Origin of the sequence: Cupriavidus sp. AU9028 (genome assembly GCF_019795295.1) — a bacterium.
Lineage (GTDB): Bacteria > Pseudomonadota > Gammaproteobacteria > Burkholderiales > Burkholderiaceae > Cupriavidus.
Map to the genome: position 1 here is coordinate 85,412 of NZ_JAIMCG010000005.1, position 25,838 is coordinate 111,249.

At 66.4% G+C, this 25,838-nt stretch carries 19 protein-coding genes; 9 read left to right on the plus strand and 10 right to left on the minus strand.

Features of this window, described 5'->3' with window-relative positions; all coding sequences use genetic code 11:
* Positions 1-186: 186 nt before the first annotated feature.
* From K6V06_RS07620 to K6V06_RS07640, 5 genes are all read right to left on the minus strand, one after another.
* A complete protein-coding gene (locus K6V06_RS07620; RefSeq protein WP_222241717.1) occupies positions 187-1,596 on the minus strand; it encodes an undecaprenyl-phosphate glucose phosphotransferase in 1,410 nt (469 codons plus the stop codon).
* A gap of 107 nt (positions 1,597-1,703) precedes the next feature.
* Entirely contained in the window at positions 1,704-2,459 is a 756-nt protein-coding gene (locus tag K6V06_RS07625; RefSeq protein WP_222241719.1) for a phosphatase PAP2 family protein, read from the minus strand.
* A 390-nt stretch (positions 2,460-2,849) separates the two neighbouring features.
* A complete protein-coding gene (locus tag K6V06_RS07630) occupies positions 2,850-3,125 on the minus strand; it encodes a hypothetical protein (RefSeq protein ID WP_222241729.1) in 276 nt (91 codons plus the stop codon).
* 98 nt (positions 3,126-3,223) lie between these two features.
* On the minus strand, positions 3,224-3,694 hold the full coding sequence (locus tag K6V06_RS07635; protein WP_222241731.1) for a DNA-binding response regulator: 471 nt from the start codon (positions 3,692-3,694) through the stop codon (positions 3,224-3,226).
* Between the two features lie 157 nt (positions 3,695-3,851).
* A complete protein-coding gene (locus K6V06_RS07640) occupies positions 3,852-4,676 on the minus strand; it encodes a LuxR C-terminal-related transcriptional regulator (protein ID WP_222241733.1) in 825 nt (274 codons plus the stop codon).
* A gap of 532 nt (positions 4,677-5,208) precedes the next feature.
* On the opposite strand from K6V06_RS07640, the gene K6V06_RS07645 reads away from it, so the two are divergent.
* On the plus strand, positions 5,209-6,987 hold the full coding sequence (locus K6V06_RS07645) for a site-specific integrase (RefSeq protein ID WP_222241743.1): 1,779 nt from the start codon (positions 5,209-5,211) through the stop codon (positions 6,985-6,987).
* Positions 6,988-7,012: 25 nt separating this feature from the next.
* Here K6V06_RS07645 and K6V06_RS07650 read toward each other — a convergent pair whose 3' ends face one another.
* Positions 7,013-8,053, minus strand: a complete 1,041-nt coding sequence (locus tag K6V06_RS07650) for a ParB/RepB/Spo0J family partition protein (RefSeq protein WP_222241745.1) — start codon at positions 8,051-8,053, stop codon at positions 7,013-7,015.
* Positions 8,054-8,056: 3 nt separating this feature from the next.
* On the minus strand, positions 8,057-8,713 hold the full coding sequence (locus tag K6V06_RS07655; protein WP_222241747.1) for an AAA family ATPase: 657 nt from the start codon (positions 8,711-8,713) through the stop codon (positions 8,057-8,059).
* A 354-nt stretch (positions 8,714-9,067) separates the two neighbouring features.
* Between K6V06_RS07655 and K6V06_RS07660 the strand changes: the two genes are divergently transcribed.
* Complete coding sequence (locus K6V06_RS07660; protein WP_029045138.1) at positions 9,068-9,271, plus strand: cold-shock protein; 204 nt, start codon at positions 9,068-9,070, stop codon at positions 9,269-9,271.
* A gap of 159 nt (positions 9,272-9,430) precedes the next feature.
* On the opposite strand, the gene K6V06_RS07665 is transcribed toward K6V06_RS07660, so the two are convergent.
* On the minus strand, positions 9,431-10,525 hold the full coding sequence (locus K6V06_RS07665) for a replication protein RepA (protein ID WP_222241749.1): 1,095 nt from the start codon (positions 10,523-10,525) through the stop codon (positions 9,431-9,433).
* A gap of 1,679 nt (positions 10,526-12,204) precedes the next feature.
* Positions 12,205-12,408: a cold-shock protein gene (locus K6V06_RS07670; RefSeq protein ID WP_035875195.1), complete on the minus strand. Its 204-nt coding sequence runs from the start codon at positions 12,406-12,408 to the stop codon at positions 12,205-12,207.
* Positions 12,409-12,792: 384 nt separating this feature from the next.
* Between K6V06_RS07670 and K6V06_RS07675 the strand changes: the two genes are divergently transcribed.
* Positions 12,793-14,166: an NCS2 family permease gene (locus K6V06_RS07675; protein ID WP_222241751.1), complete on the plus strand. Its 1,374-nt coding sequence runs from the start codon at positions 12,793-12,795 to the stop codon at positions 14,164-14,166.
* A 788-nt stretch (positions 14,167-14,954) separates the two neighbouring features.
* On the plus strand, positions 14,955-16,328 hold the full coding sequence (locus K6V06_RS07680) for a sigma-54 dependent transcriptional regulator (RefSeq protein ID WP_222242014.1): 1,374 nt from the start codon (positions 14,955-14,957) through the stop codon (positions 16,326-16,328).
* A 709-nt stretch (positions 16,329-17,037) separates the two neighbouring features.
* Here K6V06_RS07680 and K6V06_RS07685 read toward each other — a convergent pair.
* Positions 17,038-17,235, minus strand: coding sequence for a hypothetical protein (locus tag K6V06_RS07685; RefSeq protein ID WP_222241753.1), 198 nt, complete (start codon positions 17,233-17,235; stop codon positions 17,038-17,040).
* A 203-nt stretch (positions 17,236-17,438) separates the two neighbouring features.
* On the opposite strand from K6V06_RS07685, the gene K6V06_RS07690 reads away from it, so the two are divergent.
* The 5 genes from K6V06_RS07690 to ngg all read left to right on the plus strand — a co-directional run bounded on the left by K6V06_RS07690 (position 17,439) and on the right by ngg (position 25,813).
* On the plus strand, positions 17,439-18,497 hold the full coding sequence (locus K6V06_RS07690; protein ID WP_222241755.1) for a YihY/virulence factor BrkB family protein: 1,059 nt from the start codon (positions 17,439-17,441) through the stop codon (positions 18,495-18,497).
* A gap of 141 nt (positions 18,498-18,638) precedes the next feature.
* Entirely contained in the window at positions 18,639-20,213 is a 1,575-nt protein-coding gene (locus K6V06_RS07695; protein WP_222241757.1) for a peptide chain release factor 3, read from the plus strand.
* Between the two features lie 128 nt (positions 20,214-20,341).
* Positions 20,342-21,622 (plus strand): MFS transporter, encoded by a 1,281-nt coding sequence (locus K6V06_RS07700; protein ID WP_255581684.1) that lies wholly within the window; start codon positions 20,342-20,344, stop codon positions 21,620-21,622.
* A gap of 375 nt (positions 21,623-21,997) precedes the next feature.
* Complete coding sequence (locus K6V06_RS07705; protein ID WP_222241761.1) at positions 21,998-23,779, plus strand: N-acetylglutaminylglutamine amidotransferase; 1,782 nt, start codon at positions 21,998-22,000, stop codon at positions 23,777-23,779.
* A gap of 135 nt (positions 23,780-23,914) precedes the next feature.
* Complete coding sequence (gene ngg / locus K6V06_RS07710; protein WP_255581685.1) at positions 23,915-25,813, plus strand: N-acetylglutaminylglutamine synthetase; 1,899 nt, start codon at positions 23,915-23,917, stop codon at positions 25,811-25,813.
* The last annotated feature ends 25 nt before the right edge of the window (positions 25,814-25,838 follow it).

Genomic DNA, 25,838 nt, shown 5'->3' on the forward strand with positions numbered 1-25,838 from the left:
GTCGCGGCAGGCGTGCGCAACCTTCGCTGCATTGTGGTGTCGTGCCATCCCTTTCTCTCCCTGGGGTCTGCCAAATCCCTATTACGCGGCACGGACACATCGGTCACGGTGCGCTTGTTCACGCACTTTTTCGGGCAGAGTTCGCCGTCACACACGGGCAAGACACCGGCTTGCCCTCCGTGCCGGTCAATAGGCGGCCTTGCCGGTCCAGCCATGCAGCGCGGTGCGGGCGATGATGCTCAGGTCCATGCGGAAGGACCAGTTGCGGATGTAGTAGATGTCGAACTCGATACGCGCGCGCATCTTCTCCACCGTGTCGGTCTGGCCGCGCAGGCCATTGATCTGCGCCCAGCCGGTAATGCCGGGCTTGACCCGATGGCGCAGCATGTAGCGGTCGATCAGTTCCTTGTACATCTCGTTGTGCTCGAGTGCATGCGGGCGCGGGCCGACTACCGACATCTCGCCACGCAACACGTTGAGGAACTGCGGCAACTCGTCCAGGCTGGTGCGGCGCAGGAAGGCGCCGATGCGCGTCACCCGTGGGTCGTCGCGCGTGGCCTGCTTCACCACGTGGTCCTGGTGGACCACCATGGTGCGGAACTTGAACACGTTGAACGGCTTGCCATCGATGCCCAGGCGCTTCTGCCGGAACAGCACCGGCCCCGGGGAGGAGAGCTTGACCATCAGCGCGATCGACAACATCAACGGGGCCAGCCCCAGCAGCGCCATCGCCGCGAACGTGCGGTCGAAACTCTCCTTGAGCACGCCGGTGATGCGCATGTCGGGCGGACTGTTCAGGTCGATCACCGGCAGTCCGAGGAACTGGCTGAAGCGGTGCCCCAGCAGTTCGACCGACATGATGTCCGGCACCCAGCGAATGTCGATCAGGTCATTGCGGAACTGGTAGACGACATCGCACAGGTCGCGGCATGCCGCCATCGGCAGCGTCAGCCAGATCTCGCGCACGTCGTGCTCGCGCACGAAGGCCGAGATCTCCTGCGGTGCGCGCAGCACCGGAATCCCCTCGGGCAGCGTCTCGTCCTCGTTGTCGCAGAAGATGCCGACTACCTGGTAGCCCGCCGCCGGAATCCGCTGCACGCGGCGGAACATCTCGCTGCCCAGGGGCCCATAGCCGAAGATCAGCACGCGCTTGGCATTGATGCCCTGGCGTCGCACGTTGCCCAGCAGACGGTACAACACCAGCCGGGCACCGACCAGGGCGACGATCACCGAAAGGAACCAGCTGGTCGACCAGAGGCGCGACACTTGCCCCACCTGATGCATCAGGTAGGCGAGCACCAGACCGGACACCGCGACCACGCTCCACGCGGCGACGGTACGCAGCGCGAGCGCGGCCCCGCTGCGGCCGCGCCAGGATTCGTACAGGCCGAAGGCCGGAAAGACGATCAGTGCCGCCACGGCACAGAACGCGGTGAGAAAGCCGTGCACCGGCGCGGCGTTGCCCAGGCCTCCGGCGGGAAACCAGAAGGCACCCACCAGGATGCCGCATATGCCGATCGTCATTGCGTCGGACACGCGGTACAGCATTTGCAGCGCGGTCTGCCTCTCGACCGCGTACGCGCTCGGCGTAGCCATGGCCAATCTCCCTAGTCTCAGCGTCCTTGCGACGTCGAGGCATGGTGGCGTGCACGTCCGTCGAGGTCTGTTGGATCTCTCACAGAAATCCAGCTGGCACGGGGGTTTCAGACCATTCCCGTGTACCGCGCGATGTGTGCCTGAGCGGGTGCCCGGGCAGGGCCCGCCGGCACGGCGGAGCCAGGCCAGCGGAACGGGCGTTCCTTGGCAGACAGGTACACGACAATGCGCTCCAGCCACTGCTGCGTTGGTATCTCGATGCGGCTGACGGTGATGCCCAGCGCAAGTACCGCCACCGCCGCCAGGTGCGTGCGCGAGGCGCGCCGCTGTGCGATGTCGCGGCAGCCGGCAAGAAACACGAACGATGCGCCAAAGCCGAGCGCCAGCCCTGCGACGACTTCGCTGACCGAATGCGCCTGCAACGCCAGGCGCGACATGCCAACCAGCACGGCAAGCACGATGCCGACGGCCGCGCCGGCCATCCCCTTGAGCGGGAGCATGCTCGCGCCGGGCCGCGCCGCTGGCGCCAGGGGAGCGCTGGCCCTGGCCAAATGGTGCATCAGGGCGGGCAGCACCAGCGCCGCCAGCATGCTGTGGCCCGAAACACCGGTGAAGGCGAGTTCGGGTACGCCGAGGCCCCAGCCGAGGAAGGCGAGCTTGGACAGCAGGGTCAGCAGCGACGACGCAAGACAGATCCGAACCCAGCGCGCAGCGCTGTCCCTCTGCCCTGCGTTCCACATCCACAGGCACAGCAGCACCGCGCAGGGCAGCAGCAGTGCAGCCTCGCCCAGACGCGTGATCAGCGTCCAGTCCATGGACCAACGCAGGAACCGATCGGAGAGGGACAGCGAATGCCAGTTCATGAGCAGGGAGACCGCGCGCGGACATCGGGCCATGGCAGGCCCGATATCGGCACTCTTGTTCTTTTGGTTGATGGATGCGAGCGAGTCGATTCGCTATCGTCGCTTCTGTGGTGGGTCAGGCGGAATCGGCCTGCCACATTTTGGAGCCCGCATGGTCCCCCGGTCTGCGGGCTTCCTTTTTTTCTGGCGCGGCGCTCGCCCGGCGTTCGACGGCCCGCCAGCGCACAAGGGGGAAAAGAACGGACCGCGGCGCCGGCATCGTTGCCGACACCATCGCCGCGGTCGCGCAGATCCGGTCGCCTGGCCGCGACCGGGACACGCACGCACGCATGCCCAGACATGCGTGACCGGCAGTGCCGGCTCCCCCGAACGCGCGTGCTGATCCCCCCTTCACTGCTTGTGCAATCCCGGTTCGCCGCACGCGGAGGTATAGCTTTGCGCCAGGCCTGCCGCAACCCGGCGGCGGGCTTCGCGCTCGCCTGCCTCGCATGCCGCGAGCCGCGCGGCGTGCTCGCTGACGAAGGAGCAGCCATGCACCTCGCCGCGGTACAGCAGCGCTTCGCTGCGCTCCAGCCGCAACCGCAGCTCGAAGCAGCAGGCCCACTTGTTCCGCCCCTCCCGCACGGCAAAGCCGTGAACTACCAGAATGCCAGCACCTGCCGCCATGTTTCCCCCAGCGCCCGAACTCCGGCGGCCGGCACCTCGGGGGCCGCGCCATGCCGGCAGCGTACCGTGAGCATAGGGCGAGAGAACGACAGGCGACATCATCCGCTTGCCGTAGAACCTGGCAGCAGAAAGTTGGAGAAACTGGTTGGAGACCGCGTACTCAGTTGCCAGCCCAGGCCGGCCTTGGGAAAACAGTGTCCTCCCGCGCAGACCATCGCCACGGCGGCGGACAACAATTCGGGCGGAACGGGTGAGAACAGGCATCCGCTCGCACCGACGAACGCAGCGATCCGGGTCAGTTCGGTGGCGCCCGGCGGCGCGATCAGCAGCCAGCGTCTGGGACTGATCCGTGCGCACAGCGCGTCGATGAGGGCGACCGGGTCGGCTTCGGTGCTGCTGCAATCGAGCAGGGCGAACTCTGCGCGCGGCCGTTGCATCTGCGCCGCTGGCGCCGTCAAGAGCCACTCGGGTGGGTGCAGTTCCGTGTTGTCGGGAGGGTTGCGCCGCCCCAGATGTCGAGACAGCGCGCGAAGCAGGATTGCGTTGTTGGCCAGAAGAAGGGTCATCATCGACTGGGCGGGTCAGGAGGGCGCGGACCTTCCTCCACGCATATCCCTAAGCCTAGCAACCGGCGGGATGACGTGCCTCGCCCAAGGGATGGAGCCATATCCGCCGAAAGGATGAGGCGACTCGCCGGTAGCCGCCGGCGAACGACATGGCGATGCCTCATGCCGCCTGACAGATCTGAGCGGCAACGTGGACAGCGCCTGGCTTTCCGGCGATGGCGAGGGGCGTCGCCGGACCGGGCCAGTTCAGCCTCGCGCCGCGCCGCAGCGCTTCGTAGACCGCCTCCCCCTTGTTGCGCACCTGCAGCCGCTGGTACAGCGTGCACGCATGCGTCTTGGCCGTGGCGACCGAGATATTCAGCATCCGGCTGACCGTCTTGATCGGATATCCCCGTGCCAGCAAGGCCAGCACTTCGTACTGCCGCTCCGTGATATTCAGCAGGTGAGAGCCAAGCGATGGGGTTTCGATGTCGGCGCCCACCGCGCCGAACGGATCGCCGGCGTTGCCGCCGGCAGGACGTTTGGCTGACGCCTGGGCAGGTCCATGGCTGGCGGGCGGATTCTGCGCGCCTTCGCTGCCGCTGTCGCGCTGCAGGCTGGCCGGCAGCGGCGCGGGGAAACACTCTCCGCCGGCCAGCACCAGACGGATCGCCGCGCGCAGCACGTCGGCGTTGCAGGTCTTGGACAACAGACCGCATACCGCGCCGGGCAATTGGGACGGTGCTGCAGTCAGACCGTCTGCCAGCACCAGTACCCGCTGTGGCGCGAGCCAGCGGCAGAGCTTCTCCATGCCACGCCAGTCCGCCGGGCCATGCGGGTGCCAGCCGAAGATCATCAACTCGGCGTCGCGCAGGCAGGCATCGTCCGGAGGCAGATCCCCCGGGTCGATATCGATCACCGGTCCCGCCAGGTCGGGCATGGCCAGCAGCTGGCGCAGCCCGAGACGCAACAATGGATGTGGCTCGATCAGAAGAATGGTGGCCATGCCGTTCTCGTTGTTCTTGCGATGCGCGCTCCGCGATCCGCGCATGATCGGAACCGGCCTTTGCCACGCGGCCGCTTCCATGGCCAGGCCGGTTGCCGTTCGCCGCCCCTGTCCGCGGTGCGTTTTTACGATCGTGCCAAGCCGGTCTTGCCGCCCCCGTGCAACTCGACATACTCGTGGAATATGCCGAAAGCCAGACTTTACTTCCTCTTATACTGGGGACCAGCATAGGCACTGTCCCCGCCGAAGGCAAGGCGCAGTGTGTGACTGCGGCATATCGTATTTCGGCAGATGTGGTCAATACCTTACATGCAGCGGAAGGCTGGGCGAATCCCTCTAATGCCGGTACTGAACCGTCCCGGGTACCTTCATTCGCCTCGGTCGCCCGGCGCTGCCAGCGGTGAAACGGGATCGACGCTGGCCGGCGAAAATAATTTCCATTACACTTCGCCCTGCAATTTGGGCAGGCTGAAGTACACCGCTTCTGCTTCCCATTACGAATCAAGCACTTAGCATTGGGGTGAGGCTGTCTATGCGGGACGACACCATCGCAGCAGGCAAGCTGACGCGCACCGAATTTGCCGTGGTCCGGGCCTACGCGCAGGGCATGCCGGCAGTCGAGATCGCCAACCGGTACCTGCTCGACCCGGACGATGACGAGGTGCTGACGGAGCACCAGGCGGTACAGCGCATCCTGACGCTGCGCGACCGCCTGGTGCAATTCGCGCTGCAGAACGACCGGCCCGACATCGCCGCGATGTTCGACAGCCTGAAGGGGCGCTCCAATGTGGCGATGGATCGCCGCGTCGATGCGCTTTCTTCGCTGGAACGGCTGGCACCGGCCCAGCCCGCGTTGGAACATGCGGTATCGCTATGGTTTCGGCCGAGCCTTGCCCTGCGCCTCTCGTCCGCCGGTCTGCCCCGCATCGAAGACCTGGTACGCCTGATCAACCGGCGCGGCACTGCCTGGTGGCGCGAGGTGCCCCGGCTTGGCCGCAAGTCCGCGGCAGTGGTGGCAGGCTGGTTGCGGGATCACCGTCCCGGACTGCACCGGCGTCAGCCGTCCGGCCAGCAACAAGCAGACCCCGGGCTGCGGCTCGACTCCCTCATCGGCGCGCCGTTGCGGCCAGGCGACTGGCCCAGGCTGCATGCCATGCCGCTGGACCACCGGCTGCCTTGCCCGGTCCCGTTGGAACAAATGGTGCCGTCCCGCCTTGCCGCCGGGGACCGGCCCGGCATGCCGGCGGGAAGCGCGGACTACGCCGGTGCGCTGGCTGAAGAGCTGCGGCTTGTCGCGCAATGGCTGGAAACGGTGCGCGGCAAACCCAATACGTGGGCCAGCTACCGGCGGGAGGCGGAGCGCCTGCTGCTGTGGAGCGCGGTGTCGCGCCGGTCGCTGCGGTCTCTGCGACCCGCCGATATCGATGCCTATCTGCGGTTCCTGGCCGATCCGCAGCCAGCCGCCTTCTGGCAGGGGCCGTCGGGGGCCCGGGACCGCGTGCACTGGCGCCCCTTCCAGGGCGGCCTGAGCCCGAGTTCACGGCAGGCAGCGCGCCGAGTCTTGCACGTGCTGTTCAACGCCCTGCACCGGTGCGGGTGGATCGCCTCGAACCCTTGTCTGGGCAGAGTCCGCCGCAGCTCGGCCGAATCCGCCCTGCTCCAGCGGCACCCTTCGGGGCAACAAGGGGGGCCGGGCGACGGCCAGCACGATACGTTGATGGCGGCGGCGGATTCGGTGTTGCTGGGGCGCTTTGCCGACTGGCTACGCCACGAAGCACGAGCCGGCCGGCTTCGGGCGGCCAACGCCGCCGTGCAGCTTGCGGCCCGTTTCGGCCTCGGTGCCGAGGAACTGGTGTCGCTGCGCGGTAGCGACCTGCCATCATTGCTTTCGCCACCGGATCCGGCGGCAGACGAGGGGCCTTCTGGCGCGACGGCGCTAGACGCGCTTCGCCACGCGCTGCAGATGCACTGGGAGGACCGTGGCGTTGCTGGCGCGTTGCCTGCGGACTATCCCGTGCTCGGGCCGGAGCGTTTGCCGCCCACGCCGCGGGCGAAGGCCAAGCTCGCCGAGCTTGGGGACGCCCGCCTTGCCCGGTACTCGCGCGGCGGGATGGAGGCGCTGCTGCGGCGCGCGTGGGAGGCCTTCGCCGCGCAGCCCGAGCACCCGGTGCCGGTGGGTTGGCGGTTCACACCGCGCAAGCTGGCGCAAGCTGGCGGCGCACCGCGCGTCGCCCCTCCGGCAGGGCAGCAGGCGGAACGCGAAGCGTCTGCCGACGCTGACGGCTGCGCGGTCGGGGGGACCGCAGCGTAACGGCGTCCGACGGCAGGGACAGCGATCAGACCAGCGACTTGTCCAGGCCGAACCGGCTCTTCAGCGATTCAAGCAGTGCCTCCCGGGTGTCCCGATCGCTCAACTGCACGTCCAGCACCACACGTCCGGAATCCCACTCCTTGATGGTGCCCAACAGTTCGCCTCCGCTCGTGCGGATCTTGTACTGACGGCTGATCTCCTTGACCTTGCGCGGCTTGCCCTCCTGAGCCTGCTTGCGGATCGACTCCACCTCGCGGCTGGACAGGCCCTCGTTCATGATGCGCAGCGCCAGCTCCCGAGTCCGGTCCTCTCCAGCGTGCTTGCAGTACAGGGTCAATTCATAGCCGGCCGCGATGCCGATTGCGCTGGGCCTCTCACGCATCACCATCAGCACGGACTCCGGCAGTTTCAGCAGAGCCAGCGTCTTGTTGACGGTGCCGGCCGACATGCCGGTGAGTTCGCAAATATCCTCTTCTTTCTGGACTTTTCCTTCATCGAGCAACTGGCGCCAGGCGATGGCGTTGTCCAGTGCGGACTGATCCGACCGCTGCTCGTTGAGCAGGAACGACAGCCGGTAGAAGTCCAGGTCGCTCAGGTCGCTCTCGACGAAGCACTCCATCTCGTGCTTGCCGGCCGCCGCGAGGGCGCGCTTCCTGTAGTGGCCGTCGATCAGGATGTAGTGGCCAGGGCGGGTCGGATCCGGTGCGGCCAGGCCGGGCGTCTTCTGCCCATGCGTCGCGATCGATGCCGCGCGCTCTTGCACGACCGCCGGGTCATAGATCCGTCGCGCGTTCAGCGGATTGTCGTGCAGTTGCGCCAAGGGGATCCGTTTGAGGACCCTGCCCTCACCGTGTCCTTCGCCGCTTTCAGCGCTGAAAGCGGCTGGCCGCCGGGAGTCTGCCCCGTCGGTCCCGGGCGCCGCGGCATTGGGTTGCAGCAAGCCGTTTGGATGCTTTGCAATCGCCGCTTCCGCCCGAGCGAAGCGGTCCAGTGTTTCGGAGCGGGTCTTCTCCGCCGCCATGCCGGCCAGCATGCCAGCACGTAAATTCTTCAGTTTCGTCGCCATCGCTTACTCAATCAGGGACAGGATTTCGTCCACCATCATGTCGACTTCCTGAACCGCTTCCCGCGCCCCCGGAACGCCGTGCACCGTGCATCCGATCGCCTGGCATTCACGGAATGCCGAGCGCGAGCCGATCATCGATTGCAGCAACGGCACATCGCCGTCATCGCCCAGGATTTCGATGGCCTGGCGTGCAATCGATACGCGGCGCTGGACCATATTGGCCATTACCCGGATTTGCAGCGTCTCGTTTTGCACCTGCGCGTGCTGTGCCAGCGTCTTCGCGGCCACCGCCGCCCACAAATCGGGTGGGGAAGGCACGACGGGAATAATCGCCAGATCCGAAATCAGCAGGGCGCTGGAGGGTGCGGCGGAATGGACCGCGGGCGGACAGTCGACCAGGATGTAGTCGTAGTCCTGCACGAACTTGCGCACCTCCCGGTGCATGGCGCCACCCGAGGGGGCCAGACCGATCACCGAGGCTGGGAAGGGGCGCTCATCGGTCGCCTGGGCGGCCCATCGAGTCGCCGTGCCCTGTTCGTCCATATCCACGAGCATGGACCTCGCCCCGCGCAGTCCGAGTGTGCCGGCCAGATGCATGCTGACCGTCGTCTTGCCGCACCCGCCCTTCTGGTTGAACACTGTAATGATCTTAGCTGCCACTGCACCCTCTCTTTCAGCGCTGAAAGCGCGTTCGGACGTCAGGCGAAACTGTAGTCAAACTAGAACGTGTGATCAACCTATTTGGACAAAATCAGAATTATCTTGGTCACACCATTGTAACAAAGCGCAATTCCACCAAAATGGAGCTTGAATTTTTCGCGGGGATCGGCCTAAATTAGAGGTTGTGCGTTGTACACCGCACATGACACACGTGACCAAACTGGATATGATGCCTTCTACAGTCGAGTCAAGTCGTGTCAACCTCGTCACCGTCCGTTCGGTACCCGCGAGAAATCAACGTGCTTGAACGGTTGTTGGCGTTGTACAAGGAACTTGCTTCGAAAGGAAACTCACATGGCAACCGGTACGGTTAAATGGTTTAACGAAACCAAGGGGTTCGGCTTTATTACTCCGGACGATGGTGGCGCGGATCTGTTTGCGCACTTCTCGGAGATCCAGGGCTCCGGCTTCAAGACTCTGAAAGACGGTCAGCGTGTGACCTTCGAAGTCAAGCAGGGCCCGAAGGGTCTGCAGGCTTCCGGCATCAAGCCGGCTTGATTTCAGGCTGAAGATCGATGGCTGCCCGGCAACGTCGGACAGCCGGAAAGCGGTAAAGAAAAAGGCAAGTGTCCATGGCACTTGCCTTTTTTCTTGTTCACATCGCCACTGCGCGGCGCAGCCGACGGCTTCTGCAGCCGACGCGCGCAATGCGACGGCTCAGGCCAGCTTGCGTACGCTGGTGCGCGAAGGCTGCAGGATCAGCGCCTTGGACGAATCCGCATCCACCTTGGCGTCCGGATAGACCACCAGCACATCCTTCAGCGCCTTGCGGAAGAGTGCGCGGAATTTCCGCTCGCTCTCGGTCTCGGTACCGAACTGCATCTGCAGCGCTTCCCAGGGGATCTCCGTGCGGCGCTGGATGGTGAAAAAGCGGTAGGTGAGCCAGGAATAGACGTCGAGCGCAAAGGGCGACTGCTTGAGCGCTTTCAGCGCCCGCATATCGACCGGCACCGGACGGTTGACCAGCTCGTTGAAGAACGGCTCGGACAGCACCACAAAGCTCTCGAACATCGAGCCCTGACCAGGCTGCATCGGATCCCACCACGTCGACAGCTGGTCGGCCAGCAGATAGCCGACACGGTCGATCGACATTGGCTCATGGTTGCTGGTCTGGTTGGGCGTCGGCGCGGATTTGTTCTGCACGATGGCAATCGTCGCCGAGAACAGCCGGATCATCTGCTGGCGCACCAGCGTCATAGTCCCCCGCTTGCCGCCGGTGGCCATGGGGATGCCCAGGTTGTACATGAACTCGGACAGGGAATTGCCGAGGGAGATGCGCCGGTCTTCCACGGTGCCCGTGAATTCGCCGCGCTTCTTCTTCGCCATGATCTCCTTGCCAATCCAGGCAAGCATCAGACGCGGGTACGAGCCATAGGGATATCCGAGCGACACCGTCTCCGACACCAGCTTTTGCCGGCCATTGCTGGCTCGCTCGGAACGCTGCTGGGTGAAGTAGCCGGGCTGGATCATCAGCGAGATGTTGCCGCTGGTACGTGTCCACACCGGCGGCGCGCCCTTGGGCGCCCGGTAGGGGAGCGTGACCTGCACGCTGGCCCGGCTCAGGAAGCCCACTTCTCCGCTTTGCCAGGCGTCCTCCCTTTCCATCGCCTGCGCTTCGTCGAACAGCCGCTGGAATTTTTCGGACGGCACAAGCGATCCTTCGTTGCCGGGAAGGATGATGCGCGAAGGGCCGGTTTCGACGTCCGTGACGGTCCGGTCCCCCGTGGTGGCCTGGGAGCGTTTGATGGGCATAAGGGCGGTGCTTCGAATTACCCGCCTTTTTACTTGATGGAGCCGGGCTTGTCACGCAGAAACGGGTACGTATACGTCTGCTCGCTTCTGCGCTCGGGGCAACGACTGGACATCCGCGGTGTGGCTTGACGGTGACCTCCCCCGGCTGCCAGGGGAGCGTTGGGTGTTGCCCCGGGGATTCTCGATTGCTGGCGCCATGCCGTGCCGCAGTGGGCAACCTGCAGGGTTGTCCACTTCGGCGCGTGCATCAGCTACAAGTAAACGATACCTCTACGGTTAACTACCGGTATACGTATACGGCGCTCCTAACCGCTTGTCCCGAAAGGGAAAACCTCTCTTTCGCGAACCCGATTCTGCGCCCCTTCGTACCCGATTCTGCGCAACTGCGTACCTGTATCTGCGGTGAAGCGAACCTGTTTCAGCGTATACCCCGAACCGCTTTCTGCGGGGACAACTCTCCCAATGCACAGACTTGTCCACAGGCAAAACCCGCCCGGCCCGTGCCGCAGCGTACCCGTTTCTGCGCCTATCCGGGGCTCGGGGGCCGGCCCACCTCGCAAGCTTCCCGTCCCCTGCGCAGCTTGGCCGCCGCTTAAAGCTGCTTGTGCTCCCTGAAATCTGGCTCCGTACTCGTTTCTGCGTGCGCCCCGTCACCGCGGGCGGGCCACTTCCATCGCGGTGCATCATTGAACGACCGTACCCGTTTCTGCGTACACAGATGGTCCCGAGTCAAACCTGCGGCGGTACCTCGGGGTGCGCCCGCCGTACCCGTTTCTGCGCTTGCCCGATGCGAGCTGTCGCGCCGGGCGTACCTACATCTGCGAGCAAAAATCTGGACAGAAAACCAGAAGGGAAGCGCGGGGCTGGCGTAGTAAAACAGCTACAGCAGGAGCGGGTACCCACTTACAACTCGCTAAGTTAGTATGCACCAACCGAACGGAACGTACCCGTTTCTGCGCGCCCGAAGTAGGGACCCACGCAAGCGGGCCGCAACGGCTCCATCCCGGCGCCGTACCCATTTCTGCGCCGGCGTAACCGGGACAGTTTGTCAGATCCGTACCCTTTTCTGCGCCCGCAGCAAGGCACGCCTGCGGCCCGCATTCCACCGTGTACCTGTTTCTGCGGATCGAGCGCGTACCCGATTCTGCGGACCTCGCTGGCCATATGTCGCAAGGGATAGCCAGCCCCGTGGAGCGATGCGTACCCGTTTCTGCGGCACGGAAACGTCCGAACCCGTGTGAGCGTACCCGTTTCTGCGTGGCCCGCGAGGAGCAAGGGGCGGTCAGCTCGGCCAGCCGAACCCGTTTCTGCGAGATCGCGTCGGGTCGGCCGGGCAGAAGGGAAGGGGTCGGCCACCGGGTCGGCCCACGGCCGCGCCGGACAGCATGAAGAGGAAGAGGCCGGAAGGAAGCGACCAGGAAGCAAGGAGCCAGCGAGGAGGCGGGGAGGAGGCGGGGAGGAGGCGGGGAGCCAGCGAGGAAGCGCCGGGCGAGTCAGGCCAACCGAGCCGGCAACCAGCGCGCCCCACTGGAAAGGGCATCCGTACCCGTTTCTGCGGACACGCGCGGGCTGGTCATCACCGGCCGCCAATGCAAAAAGCCCCGCATGGGCGGGGCTTTGCGGTCACCCTTTTCAGGGTGCGGACGTCAGGCAGTGCTGCCGACGTCCGTCGCGAAGGCTTACAGCGGGGTGATGTTCGCTGCTTGCAGGCCCTTCGGGCCGTTCTTCACTTCGAACGACACGCGCTGGTTTTCCTGCAGCGACTTGAAACCCTCGGAGCGGATTTCCGAGAAGTGGGCGAACAGGTCATCACCGCCGGCGTCCGGCTTGATGAAGCCGAAACCTTTGGCGTCGTTGAACCATTTGACGATACCGGTTTGCATGGTATTGCTTTTCCTAAAAAAATAAAAAGAAACGGATCGCGCACGCGCGTCCCGACAGAGCTACTCAAGGAAAGGACACCATGGACAACCGAAGTACCATGACGGTGGCTAACGAATGTGCTGTTGCCTCGTCGCTTGAACTCTAGTGGGCTTTATACGGGTGTTCCGGCCCGGCGTCAAGCGTCGTGGCGCCATAGTGCGCGCTGGTCCATGCGGTGATCCTTGTGAGATCATCATCGATTTGGCATAGAGCCTATTTGTCCGTATCGGCGCAAGCGTTAACAAAAGTGTTAGACATTACGCCTGGCCCGGCGCAACGCCGGCGGCCGCCCGGTTGCCGTGCACCTGTCGGCACATCGGGGACAAGAACGATACGGAGACACCATGTCAATTCGCGAGCCCATGTCCGACCCCACCGATCCCAACTCCTCGCCGGCCGCCGCCAGCGCATCCCAGAGCGGTATCCTGGAGCGCCTGTTCAGGCTGCGTGAACACGAGACCAATGTCCGCACCGAACTGCTTGCCGGGTTGACGACGTTCCTGACCATGGCGTACATCATCTTCGTCAACCCGACCATCCTCGCGGATGCCGGCATGCCGAAGGACGCGGTATTCGTCGCCACCTGCGTGGCAGCGGCACTGGGTACGCTGATCATGGGGCTGTACGCGAACTATCCGATCGCGATGGCGCCCGGCATGGGGCTGAACGCCTATTTCGCCTACACCGTGGTGCAGGGCATGGGGTACACCTGGCAGATCGCGCTGGGCGCTGTCTTCGTCTCGGGCTGCCTGTTCCTGATCGTCACGCTGTTCCGTATCCGGGAGCTGATCGTCAAGGGCATTCCGTACAGCATCCGCGTGGCGATCACGGCCGGGATCGGACTGTTCCTGGCCATCATTGCGCTGAAGAACGCCGGTATCGTCGCTGCCAGCCCGGCCACCCTGGTCACGCTGGGCGACCTGCACCAGACGCCGGCGGTGCTGGCCATCGTCGGCTTTCTCGTCATCGTGGCTCTGGATCGGCTCAAGGTAAAAGGCGCCATCCTGATCGGCATCCTGCTGGTGACCGCCCTCGGTTTCGTCGTCGGCGGCAACACGTTCCAGGGCATCGTGTCTCCGCCGCCCTCGATCGACCCGACGCTGTTCAAGCTGGACATCTCCGGCGCCCTGTCGGTCGGCATTCTCAACGTGGTGCTGGTGTTCTTCCTGGTCGAGCTGTTCGACGCCACCGGCACCCTGATGGGCGTGGCGAACCGGGCCGGACTGCTGCGCGAAGGCAAGATGGACCGCCTGAACAAGGCGCTGATGGCGGACAGCACGGCGATCATGGCCGGCTCTTTCCTGGGCACGTCCTCGACCACCGCCTTCATCGAGAGCGCCTCGGGCGTGCAGGCCGGAGGCCGCACCGGCCTGACCGCGGTCACCGTCGCGGTGCTGTTCCTCGCCTGCCTGTTCATCGCACCGCTGGCCGGAGCGGTCCCCGCCTATGCCACGGCGCCCGCGCTCCTCTATGTTTCATGCCTGATGCTGCGCGAGCTGGTCGAGATCGAATGGAACGACGTGACCGAGGTGGTGCCGGCCATGCTGACCGCGCTGGGAATGCCGTTCACCTACTCGATTGCCAACGGGGTGGCGTTTGGCTTCATCACTTATGCCGGCCTGAAGCTGCTGACGGGCCGCGCGCGCGACGTGCCCTGGATGGTCTGGATCATCGCAGCGGTGTTCATCTTCAAGTTCTACTACTTGCCGGGACACTGAGGCGCGGATCCAGCCGGCATGAGGCCGGGCGAGACGGGGGCGGCCTGCTGGCCGCCTTCTTTCTTTTCGCCCTGGCGGCGAGCGTACCCGTTTCTGCGAAAAGCGGGATCGGGCCGGTGGCAAGGCGCCGCTGCGTGAGCCGCTCCGCCGTACCCGTTTCTGCGAGTGCGGTAAGCATTTATTTACTAAGATTCAGGCCCACCGCAGCGCTATGACGTTGCCCCGAAGCCATACAGAAGGATGAATTTGCGCGCATCCCCGAGGCAGGGGGTAGACAAACCGGGTCAAATGCACTGAACTAGAGGACAAGGGCGCTGCAGAGCGCCCTTTCTTGACTCTGGGCCGACAACGGTCCCCCAACGATAACGAGCGCGTCCGTCCTGCATTGGCCGGAACGCCCGCATAGACCGCCACCAGGCGGCGAGCGACGACAAGAAGAGCACGCACCAAGGCGTGCCACCGACAGGCGGAAAAAGAACAGTAGACGTAGCGCGAAAGTGTAGTGCCGGGGGTGTTGTACAACGGGGAAAACTCATGATCTCAGGAGAAGTCCGGGCCCCGGCAGCGATGCCGGCAACGGAGACTGGCGCCCTTTGCATGTTTGACCTGCCGGCCGCGCCCGTGGCCGCCGCTCCAATCCACCTTCCAGTGGCGAGGCACCCATGATGCCGGCGCTGCGACCTGGAGGCGATTCCCAGCCGATACAGATCGACCCCACCTTGCTGCGGGAAGCGCACGAGCGCGCGGCAAGCAAGCCGCCCAGCGGGCATCACGTCCGGGAGAACGGGATGGAGCGACCGAGCAAGCCGCTGCCGCAGGCGGCCCAGGTGACCATCGTGGCGCGGCACCAGCAGCTGGCGCTGGACTGCGCGCAGCTCGGCCCGGAATGGGACGTGCGCCACGTTCAACAGTTGCGCGACCTTCCCCGCGTGCTGCGCAACGCCGGCCCCGGAGCGGCGCTACTGGACCTGCAGACCGACTACACGGACGCGGAATATGCGGTGCTGGAGCAGGCGCTGCAGTTGCCGCACATGGTCTGGGTGGCGGTGACGAGCGCCACGCGGCTGCGCGATGACGAGCGCGTGCGGCGCCTGATCCGCGACTACTGCGTCGACTACCTGCGCGCTCCCTTCGCCCAGTCCGATCTCATGTACACGCTGTCCCACGCCAGAGGCATGGCCGCCCTGCACGCCGAGCCGGGCCTGCGGGTGCGCGAGCGCGGTCCCATGATTGGCGAGTGCGAGGCCATGCGTGCCATGTTCCGATCGCTGGGCAAGGTCGCGACCAACGATGCGCCGGTCTTTATCTCGGGCGAGTCGGGTACCGGAAAGGAACTGGCGGCGCAGGCCATCCACGAGGCGTCCAGTCGCGGCAAGGGCCCGTTCGTCGCGATCAACTGCGGGGCGATTCCGCCGCACCTGATCCAGTCCGAATTGTTCGGCTACGAGAAGGGGGCGTTCACCGGCGCGCACCAGCGCAAGATCGGCTGGATCGAGCAGGCACAAGGCGGCACGCTGTTTCTCGACGAGATCGGTGACCTGCCGCTGGAGAGCCAGGTTGCGCTGCTGCGCTTCCTGCAGCAGGGCTCGATCACCCGGCTGGGCGGACACCAGCCGATTCCGCTGGATCTGCGCATCATCTCGGCGACCCATGTGGATCTGCTCGCCGCCCAGGCCGAGGGCCGCTTCCGTTCGGACCTGTACCACCGGCTCTGCGTGCTGACGCTGTCGATACCGGCGCTGCGCGAGCGGGGCGAGGACATTCTGCTGCTGGCCAATGCAGTGCTCAGGGAGCACGCGCACGAGGCACATCGGCGCATTCGCGGCTTCTCCTCCTGTGCCACCCAGGCCATGATGCAGTACGCCTGGCCGGGCAACGTCCGCGAGTTGATCAACCGGGTGCGGCGGGCGATCGTGATGACGGACAATCGCAAGATCACCGCAGAGGACCTGCAATTGCACGGGAGTGTGGAAGGACCCCGCAAGACGCTCGATGCCATCCGCGAAGAGGCCGAGCGCGAGGCGATCCGCTCGGTGATGGCCAGCCACGGCTTTCACGTCGTGCCGGCCGCGCGCGAGCTGAACGTGTCGCGAGTCACCCTCTACCGGCTGATGCACAAGCACAATATCCGCGTGGAAGCCCAGCCCGCGCGCAGCAAGTAGTCGCGGGGGATCTCACTGGCGCCGCGGCCGGCAGGTCGCGGGAGCGAGCCACTGAAACAGGGTTGCGCACCAGTGCTGCCTGGCGCTCGTCGTCTGCGCACGAGCCGTCCGTTTCTGCATGGCGAGCAACGGCGGGGATAGCAGCAGGGCGACGGTGCCGGGTGGCCGGATCAGACGCTGGGCGCGCCGGCGCGCCGTCATGCGGGCCGCGGGTTGACGCATGATGCCTCCTTCGCTGGCGGACGGATTGCCGGGCGCGAGCGGCGCACGGCTGTCCAGCCATGTCCGCAGAGTCCGTGCCAGCGCGGAAATCGCCTTTGAAAAGAGCGGGTTGCGCCCGCTTCTGGAAGCAGGCTCGCAATTCCGCCTGCTGTGCTGCCCGGATCTGTCGCAGCGTTGTTACGCGCGATCGGAACGCTGCGAATGCGCGGCGGCCCTCGGCGCGATCGCGTCAGGTAACGCACAGGTGGCGGCACTCCGAGGCTGCGCACGATCGGTGCCGGAAAGCGCGGGAATCGGCCGTGCAGCAGCAGGCGGTGTGGTGCACCCGGCGCCCTGTCGAGGGCCACGCGGGGGGCGCGTAACGCAACCGATCACGGGGTGCATCCTGACCGCTGCGTTGGCACCCTGAACGGATGCCGGCCCGGCGATTACAGCAGCGAAACAGCGGTGATCGCCGCCTGCCGCCCGGGCGCAGAAACGGGTACGCCTACCGCGCCGGCGCTTCCGAGGCGTTCGGGGCGGTGGCGCCCCCGCCCGAGAGCGCCGGCTGGGCCGCGCTGCTGGTGCCGGCATCGCCGGAGATGGGCTTGGGACCGGGCTGGCTGCGGTCGCAGCCGGCGGCGGCCAGCATCATGGCCCCGCTGCAGGCGAGGGCGGCCAGACGAAATAGTGAAGTCGAGTGCACGATGCCTCCTGAGGCGGTTGGAATGCCGAGCAACGGCGGGTTCTGATTGGGCCGCCCGACGCGCGCAGTGTTCCCTCGTTTTTGCGCCGGTTCGGCTTGGGGCGGGCGCCCTGGCGGGGTATGCTTGACGCTCCGCCACTGTAGCGCCGCTGCTTCCGGTCCTGGCGCAATGCAGCCAACGGCCGGCGCGGCGCCTGATGCCGATGACCCGAGAATCCCCCGGAGGCTCGCCTGCGGACCGCGCCAGGCCGGGCCCCGCCTCTTCCTCTGCCGCCGCATCGGCCGCCGCATCGTCCGCGGCACCGTCGCGGCTTGCCCGGTTGCTGCCCGACCGCCACACGCTGCATCGGACCTACAAGGTGCTGGCCGCCGCGCTCAGCTGCTGGTTCTTCCACCGCGCCGCGAGCAAGGGTGCCGCGCTGTCGTTCTATATGCTGTTTTCGCTTGCGCCGATCCTGGTACTGGTGATTGCCATCGCCGGCCTGTTTTTCGGCGCGGAAGCGGCGCGCGGCGAGATTTTCGCCCAGCTCGAAGGCCTGGTCGGCGCACAGGGCGCCAATGCCATCCAGCAGCTGCTGGCGGCAACGCACCGCGCGGGCGGCAGCGGCACGGCAGCGCTGATCGCCACCGGCATCCTGATCGTGGGCGCCACCACGGCCTTCGCGGAACTGAAGACGAGCCTGGACGAAATCTGGGAAGCGGACCAGCCCGAAGCCGCAGGTTGGCGCCGGCTGCTGCGCACGCGGCTGCTGTCGTTCAGCCTGGTGCTGGTGCTGGCGCTGATGCTGCTGGTCTCGCTGGTCGTCAACGCGGCGCTGGCGGCGGTGGAGCGCTTCTGGGGAGAAGTCTGGAACCATTCCTGGCTTGCCCCGCTTGCCTCGGCCCTGTCCAGCGTCTTCTCGTTTGCCGTGGTCACCGCGCTGTTCGCCGTCGTCTTCAAGATGCTGCCGCGGGTCAAGGTCGCATGGCGGGATGTGGCGATGGGCGCCATCATTACCGCCGTACTGTTCTCGGTAGGCAAGCGGCTGATCGGCGTCTATCTGGGCAACAGCGCGGTTGCCTCGTCCTACGGGGCGGCCGGCTCGGTGGTGGCGCTGATGCTGTGGGTCTACTACTCGGCCCAGATCTTCTTTTTCGGCGCGGAGCTGACCCATCAGTACGCGCTGCAGTTCGGCAGTCTGCGCGATCGCATGGCCGGCAGGCCGGTCGAAGGACAGGGCGAAAGACAGGGCGAAAGACAGGGCGAAAGACAGGCCGAATGACAGGCCGGACCACGCGACGGGCCGCTAACCGGTAGAATAGCGGCCCATTCCCCTCAGGCGACCCCCGGCCGCCCGCCTTGCGCGGCAGCGCGGTGTTGCCCATTGCGGGCCCTGTCATCCGCCAGCCGTTCCGATCCTACCGTGAGTTCGCTCGTATCCGAAATTGCGCGCCGTCGCACCTTCGCCATCATTTCCCACCCCGATGCCGGCAAGACGACGCTGACCGAAAAGCTGCTGTGGTTCGGCGGCGCCATCCAGGTCGCCGGCGAGGTGCGCGCCCGCAAGGCGGACCGCCACGCGACCTCCGACTGGATGGAGCTGGAAAAGCAGCGCGGCATCTCGGTGACTTCGTCGGTGATGCAGTTCCCGTACCGCGAGCACATCGTCAACCTGCTGGACACGCCGGGGCACGAGGACTTCTCGGAAGATACCTACCGCACCCTGACGGCGGTCGACTCGGCGGTGATGGTGATCGACTCGGTCAATGGCGTCGAGGCGCAGACCATCAAGCTGCTCAATGTCTGCCGCCTGCGCGATACGCCGATCCTGACCTTCATCAACAAGCTGGACCGCGAGGGCCGCTCGCCGATCGAGCTGCTGGACGAAATCGAGGACGTGCTGCAGATCCAGTGCGCGCCGATGACCTGGCCGATCGGCATGGGCAAGGCCTTCCGGGGCGTGTATCACCTGATCGACGACCGCGTGCAGCTGTTCGATCCGCACGGCGAGAAGGGCACCGCCGCCATGGTGGACGGCCTGGACAATCCGGAACTCGACCGCATCCTGGGCTCGCAGGCCGAGGAGCTGCGCATCGAGATCGAACTGGTGCGCGGCGCTTCCCACGCCTTCGACAAGGAAGCGTTCCTGGCGGGCAAGCAGACGCCGGTGTACTTCGGCTCGGCGATCAACAACTTCGGCGTGCAATCGCTGCTGGACGCGCTGTGCGACCTGTCGCCGCCGCCGCAGCCGCGCAATACCGACAGCCGCCTGGTGGATCCGCAGGAGGGCAAGTTCACCGGCTTTGTCTTCAAGATCCAGGCCAACATGGACCCGCGCCACCGCGACCGCATCGCGTTCGTGCGGGTGTGCTCCGGCCGTTTCGAGCGCGGCATGAAGCTGCTGCACGTGGCGGCGGGCAAGACGGTGGCGATCAACAACGCCATCACGTTCATGGCGCAGGACCGCAATACCACGGAGGAAGCCTACGCCGGCGACATCATCGGCGTGCCCAACCACGGCACGATTCGCCTGGGCGACGTATTCACCGAAGGCGAGTCGCTCAAGTTCACCGGCATTCCGTCCTTCGCACCGGAGTTCTTCCGGCGCGCGCGCCTGAATAACCCGCTGAAGGTCAAGCAGCTGCAGAAGGGCTTGCAGCAGCTGGCCGAAGAGGGCGCAACGCAGATGTTCCGGCCGCTCGCTTCCAACGAACTGGTGCTCGGCGCGGTCGGTATCCTGCAGTTCGACGTGGTGGCCCACCGCCTCGAGCACGAGTACGGGGTGGACGCCATCTTCGAATCGCACGAGTGTGCCACCGCGCGCTGGATCAAGGGACCCCCGGCGGAAGTGGAAAAGCTGATTGCCAAGGCAGGCCACAATGTCGCCCTCGATGGCGCGGGCGACCATGTCTATCTCGCGCCCAGCATGGTCAACCTGCGGCTGACGCAGGAGCGCTTCCCGGATCTGCAGTTCCTGGAAACGCGGGAGATCGTCTGATTCTGCCCCGATGCCGCGCCGGTGCCAGGCCGGTGCGGCATTCCCGTGCAGCCGTTTCCGCTGCCCGCGCCGCCCGCTCGATGGCGATCGTCATGGCAAGGGCGGCATGTCGTCCCACCGCCCTTCTCATGTCCTCCGATCCCCACGCATCCTCCCGCACCGACGCCGGCACCCCGCCCGCGGATAGCGCTTCCGAATCCGTCTTTCGCGATACCGGCTTCCGGCTGTTCTGGAGCGCCCGGCTTTGCTCCACCATCGGCTACCAGATCATCACGGTGGCGGTCGGCTGGCAGATGTACGACCTGACCGGCGATCCGCTGATGCTCGGGCTGGTGGGGCTGGTGCAGTTCCTGCCATCGGTGGTGCTGCTGCTGATGTCCGGCCATGTGGCGGATCGTTTCGATCGCCGCCGCATCGTGCGCCTGTGCCAGATCGCCGAGGGCATCATCGCGGCCTCGATGGCCGCGGCGACGCTGGCCGGCTGGGTGTCCAGCACGCTGATCTTCGCCTTCGTGGCGCTGATCGGTGCGAGCCGCGCCTTCGAGACGCCGACGCTGCAGGCGCTGCTGCCCGGCGTGGTCGGGCCACGCCAATTGGCACGGGCGGTGGCGTTGTCCAGCTCGGCGACGCAGGCGGCCATCATTGTCGGGCCGGCGCTGGGCGGCTTCGCCTACGTCGCCGGTCCGGGCGTGGTCTATGGCATCGGGGCCACGCTGTTCCTGGCCGCAGCGGCGCTGGTCACGGCGCTGAAGCTGCGCCAGGCGCAGCAGCGCCTGACCGCGCCGGTCAGCGTTCAGACGCTGTTCGCCGGGTTTGCCTACATCCGCAGCCGGCCGGTGCTGCTCGGTGCCATCTCGCTGGACCTGTTCGCCGTGCTGCTTGGCGGCGCGACCGCGCTGCTGCCCATCTATGCCCGCGACATCCTGCATACCGGCCCGTGGGGACTCGGCCTGCTGCGTTCCTCGCCCGCCATCGGCGCGCTGGCCACCGCCATCTGGCTGGCGCGACACCCGCTGAACAAGCGGGTGGGCCGCGTCATGTTTGGCGCGGTGGCGGTGTTCGGCCTGGCTACCATCACCTTCGGCCTGTCCTCGTGGTTGCCGCTGTCGATGGCCGCACTGGTCGTGCTCGGTGCCTCGGACATGATCAGCGTGGTGGTGCGCTCGACGCTGGTGCAGCTCGATACCCCTGATGACATGCGTGGCCGCGTGGGCGCCGTCAACTCGGTCTTCATCGGTGCGTCCAACCAGCTCGGCGAGTTCGAGTCCGGCGTCACGGCGGCCTGGTTCGGGCCCGTGGGGGCCGTGATGATCGGTGGCGTCGGCACGCTGCTGGTGGTGCTGGCCTGGATGCGCCTGTTCCCGGCGCTGGCCGGCCGCGACCGCCTGCTCGACACGCCGCGGCACTGAGCGCCCGCTGGCAACGCGGCGAGCGTGTCGACATCGCTCGCCGCTCTCGGCAACGCCGTCGCGCGCGCCGTCCAGGCGGGGGCGTACCCGTTTCTGCGTGCCGGCCGCGTGCCAGGGGAGATCCGCGACGCCTTGGTTGTCCCCCCGGATTTCCGCTATTTCATGCCAAGGTCACATCATTTTGCGACCTTCTTCTCGCATCCCCCACCTAAAACGTTGAAACCTTTGCTTCGATGGCAGGTCCTGAATGTATTGGGACATTTGATTCTGTAGGCCAGGCTCCGACAAGACGTCGGTGCTTCTCGGGCAGACCCCGCCACGCCAGCGTGCCATAACGGGGAATGCCCGCGGCTCGCGGGAAGGAGCAAAACATCAATGTGCGGTATTGCAGGAGAAATACGGTTTGACCAGGCGTCGGCCAATGTCCACGCCGTTTTCGATATGGCCAGCGCCCAGTCGGGCCGGGGCCCGGACGGCGAAGGACTCTACGCGTCCGGACGCCGCGCCTTCGGCCATCGCCGGCTGCGGATCATGGATCTGTCCGAGCGGGCCCACCAGCCCTTCGTCGACAACGTGCTGGGCCTGGGCATCGTCTTCAACGGCGCGGTGTACAACCACCACGAGTTGCGCGAGGAACTGAGCGCCAAGGGCTATGTCTTCTCGTCCACCGGCGACACCGAGGTGATACTCAAGGCCTGGCATGCCTGGGGTCCGGCCGCGCTGGACCGCCTGATGGGCATGTTCGCCTTTGCACTGTGGGAGCGCGACAGCGGCATCACGCACCTGGTGCGCGACCGGCTCGGCATCAAGCCGCTCTACTACAGCCTGGACGCGCGGCGCCTGCGCTTTGCCTCGACGCTGCCGGCGCTGCTGGTCGGCGGCGATATCGACAAGACGCTGGATCCGGTCGCCCTGCACTTCTACATGAGCCTGCATGCGGTCGTGCCGGCGCCGCACACGATGCTCAAGGGCGTGCGCAAGCTGCCGCCGGCCTCGCACATGACCGTGCACCCGGACGGACGCACCGAAACCCGCACCTGGTGGCAGCTGACCTTCCCGCACGACGCCGCCGACGAGGCCCGCAGCTTCGAGGAGTGGCGCGACATGACGCTGGCCTCGCTGCGCGACGCGGTGCGCCTGCGCACCGTGGCCGACGTGCCGGTCGGCGTGCTGCTGTCCGGCGGTGTCGATTCCAGTCTGATTACCGGATTGCTCGCAGAAACGGGTACGCCCAACCTGCGCACCTATGCGATCGGCTTCGAGGCAGCCGGCGGCGAAGCGGGCGACGAATTCCATTACTCGGATCTGGTGGCCCGCCATTTCGGCACCCAGCACGAGAAGATGATGATTCCCGCGGGCGATCTGCTGGCGTCGCTGCCCGCCGCCATCGACGCAATGAGCGAACCGATGGTCAGCCACGACTGCGTGGCGTTCTACCTGCTGTCCGCCGCGGTTGCGCGCCACAGCCGCGTGGTGCAGAGCGGTCAGGGCGCCGACGAGGTGTTCGGCGGCTACCACTGGTATCCGGCGCTGGCCGAGAACCGCGATGCGGACGGCGGCGTCGCCGCCTACCGCTCGGTGTTCTTCGACCGCAGCCACTCGGAGATGGCGGAACTGCTGGCGCCGCAGTGGCTGGCCGACGATCCCGCTGGCCGCTTCGTCGCCGAGCATTTCGCCATGCCGGGCGCCGACAACGCCATCGACCGGGCGCTGCGGCTGGATACCACCGTGATGCTGGTCGACGATCCGGTCAAGCGCGTGGACAACATGACCATGGCGCATGCGCTGGAAGCACGCGTGCCGTTCCTGGACCACCGGCTGGTGGAGCTGGCCGCGCGCATGCCGGCGCGTCACAAGATTGCGCAGGGCGGCAAGCACGTGCTGAAGGAAGCGGCGCGCCAGGTGATTCCCGCCGAGGTGATCGACCGTCCCAAGGGCTATTTCCCGGTGCCGGCGCTGAAGTACCTGCGCGGCCCGTTCCTCGACTACGTGCGCGGCTGGATCGACAGCGACGCGGCGCGCCAGCGCGGGCTGTACCGGCCCGGCGTGGTCGACACCATGCTGAAGGACCCGGACGCCCATATCACCCCGCTCAAGGGCTCGAAGGTATGGCAGATCGCCCTGCTTGAAGCGTGGCTGCAGGCGCGCGGGATCTGAGCCCGCGGATCCGAGCCCGGCATGAACCGCGCATGAGCGCCACAGCCACGACAGAGAGCCCGACCGATACCGCTACGATCCCGTGGCCCGCATCCGGGCCCGGCGCAACCAGATAGCACAGGAGGAAGACCCCCCATGCCCAGCGCTGAAGCCACTGCCACCGTGGTCCCCATTTCCGAAGCCGCCTCGCGCAGCCTGATGTCCGCTTCGTCCGACGAGCCGCCTGCCGGCGATCCGGGCGCTCCATCGGACGCGGCGTCGCCCGAGTCGCTCGCGGCCGCCACCGATCATGCGGCGGGCCCGACGTTGGGCGATCCGCAGGAAGGCCGGCCCGCTGCCGCCGCGGTTACCGCCGCGCCGGCACCCGCGCCGCAGTCCGCGCGCCCCAATGCGACGCTCGATTGCGGATGGGGCCGGCTGATGTTCGGCCCCTCGTTCGAATCCCCGGCACGGCTCGCCGCGGAACTGCAGCACGAAACGCCGGGCCGTCGCGATATCGCGCTGTATGTCGAGACGCCGCAACTGGTGCTGGCCGAGGCCCCGCAGACGCTCTTTCTCGACCCGTCGCTGCTGTTCCGGCGCACCCTGGACCCGCAGCAGGACGGGCAGGTGGCCACCGACCCCGCGGCGCCCCCGGTATCGGCCGTGATCCGCCGGCTCAGCACGCGCGCCGATATCGCCGCGATCAACCGCCTCTACTCGGCCCGTCACATGGTGCCGCTCGATCCGGCGACGGTCTGGGCACAGCGCAATCATGACGCCGTGGTCTATCTGGTGGCCGAGGACAGCCATAGCGGCGAGATCATCGGCTCGGCCATGGGCGTCGATCACGTGCTCGCTTTCGGCGACGAAAGCGGTGGCAGCAGCCTGTGGTGCCTGGTGGTGGATCCGCAGACCCATGTCGCCGGCGTCGGTCAGGCGCTCGTGCGCGAGCTGATCGGCTTGTTCGCGCAGCGCGGACGACGTCACCTGGACCTGTCCGTGCTGCACGACAACCAGCATGCGATCGCCCTGTACCACAAGCTCGGCTTCGTGCAGCTGGACGGCTTCGTCATCAAGCACAAGAACGCCATCAACGAGCCGCTGTTTACCGGCGCCAGCGAGTGCGACCATCTGAATCCGTACGCCGCGCTGATCGTCAAGGAAGCGCGGCGCCGGGGCATCGGCGTGGAGATCATCGATGCGGAGTGCGGCATCTTTACGCTGCGCTTCGGCGGACGGGAAATCGTCTGCCGCGAGTCGCTGTCCGAGCTGACCGGCGCCGTGGCGATGACCTGGTGCCAGGACAAGGCGCTGACGCTCAAGCGGCTGGCGCAGGTCGGCCTGAAGGTGCCGGAGCAACAGCCGGCCGCGGGCGACACGGAGAACGCCGAGTTCCTCGCGCGCCATGGGTCCATCGTGGTCAAGCCCGCCAACGGCGAGCAAGGCAAGGGCATCAGCGTGGACGTGCGCACCGAGGACCATATGCGCAGCGCGATCGAGACCGCGCATCGTGAAGGCGGGGCGGTGCTGCTGGAACAGTTCTGCCAGGGGCATGATCTGCGCATCGTGGTGATCGGCTACGAGGTGGTCGCCGCCGCGCTGCGCAAGCCGGCCGAAGTGGTCGGCGATGGCCAGAGCGACCTGAAGACCCTGATCGAGCGCCACAGCGCGCGCCGCAGCGCGGCCACCGGCGGCGAGAGCCGCATCCCGATGGACGCCGAGACCGAGCGTTGCCTTGCCGCGCAAGGGCTGGACTTCAGCTCGGTCCCCGAGGCCGGGCAGCGCGTGCCGGTGCGCAAGACCGCCAATCTGCATACGGGCGGCACGCTGCATGATGTCACCGACCAGCTGCATCCGGTGCTGCGCGAAGCGGCGCAGGCTGCGGCCAAGGCGCTGCGCATCCCGGTGGTGGGACTGGACTTCCTGGTGCCGGCGCCGGACCAGCCGGAGTACGTCATCATCGAAGCCAACGAGCGGCCGGGCCTGGCCAATCACGAGCCGCAGCCGACCGCGGAGCGCTTCGTCGACCTGCTGTTCCCCTTCACCGCGTGACAGGGCGCCGCGACAACCGAGGAGG

Coding starts and splice junctions, on each gene's coding strand:
- K6V06_RS07680 (WP_222242014.1), top strand. CDS start 14,955: ATGGAGCGACCGAGCAAGCCGCTGCCGCAGGCGGCCCAGGTGACCATC.
- K6V06_RS07645 (WP_222241743.1), top strand. CDS start 5,209: ATGCGGGACGACACCATCGCAGCAGGCAAGCTGACGCGCACCGAATTT.
- ngg (WP_255581685.1), top strand. CDS start 23,915: ATGCCCAGCGCTGAAGCCACTGCCACCGTGGTCCCCATTTCCGAAGCC.
- K6V06_RS07640 (WP_222241733.1), bottom strand. CDS start 4,676: ATGGCCACCATTCTTCTGATCGAGCCACATCCATTGTTGCGTCTCGGG.
- K6V06_RS07660 (WP_029045138.1), top strand. CDS start 9,068: ATGGCAACCGGTACGGTTAAATGGTTTAACGAAACCAAGGGGTTCGGC.
- K6V06_RS07670 (WP_035875195.1), bottom strand. CDS start 12,408: ATGCAAACCGGTATCGTCAAATGGTTCAACGACGCCAAAGGTTTCGGC.
- K6V06_RS07650 (WP_222241745.1), bottom strand. CDS start 8,053: ATGGCGACGAAACTGAAGAATTTACGTGCTGGCATGCTGGCCGGCATG.
- K6V06_RS07630 (WP_222241729.1), bottom strand. CDS start 3,125: ATGGCGGCAGGTGCTGGCATTCTGGTAGTTCACGGCTTTGCCGTGCGG.
- K6V06_RS07620 (WP_222241717.1), bottom strand. CDS start 1,596: ATGGCTACGCCGAGCGCGTACGCGGTCGAGAGGCAGACCGCGCTGCAA.
- K6V06_RS07675 (WP_222241751.1), top strand. CDS start 12,793: ATGTCAATTCGCGAGCCCATGTCCGACCCCACCGATCCCAACTCCTCG.
- K6V06_RS07625 (WP_222241719.1), bottom strand. CDS start 2,459: ATGAACTGGCATTCGCTGTCCCTCTCCGATCGGTTCCTGCGTTGGTCC.
- K6V06_RS07700 (WP_255581684.1), top strand. CDS start 20,342: ATGTCCTCCGATCCCCACGCATCCTCCCGCACCGACGCCGGCACCCCG.
- K6V06_RS07665 (WP_222241749.1), bottom strand. CDS start 10,525: ATGCCCATCAAACGCTCCCAGGCCACCACGGGGGACCGGACCGTCACG.
- K6V06_RS07690 (WP_222241755.1), top strand. CDS start 17,439: ATGACCCGAGAATCCCCCGGAGGCTCGCCTGCGGACCGCGCCAGGCCG.
- K6V06_RS07705 (WP_222241761.1), top strand. CDS start 21,998: ATGTGCGGTATTGCAGGAGAAATACGGTTTGACCAGGCGTCGGCCAAT.
- K6V06_RS07635 (WP_222241731.1), bottom strand. CDS start 3,694: ATGATGACCCTTCTTCTGGCCAACAACGCAATCCTGCTTCGCGCGCTG.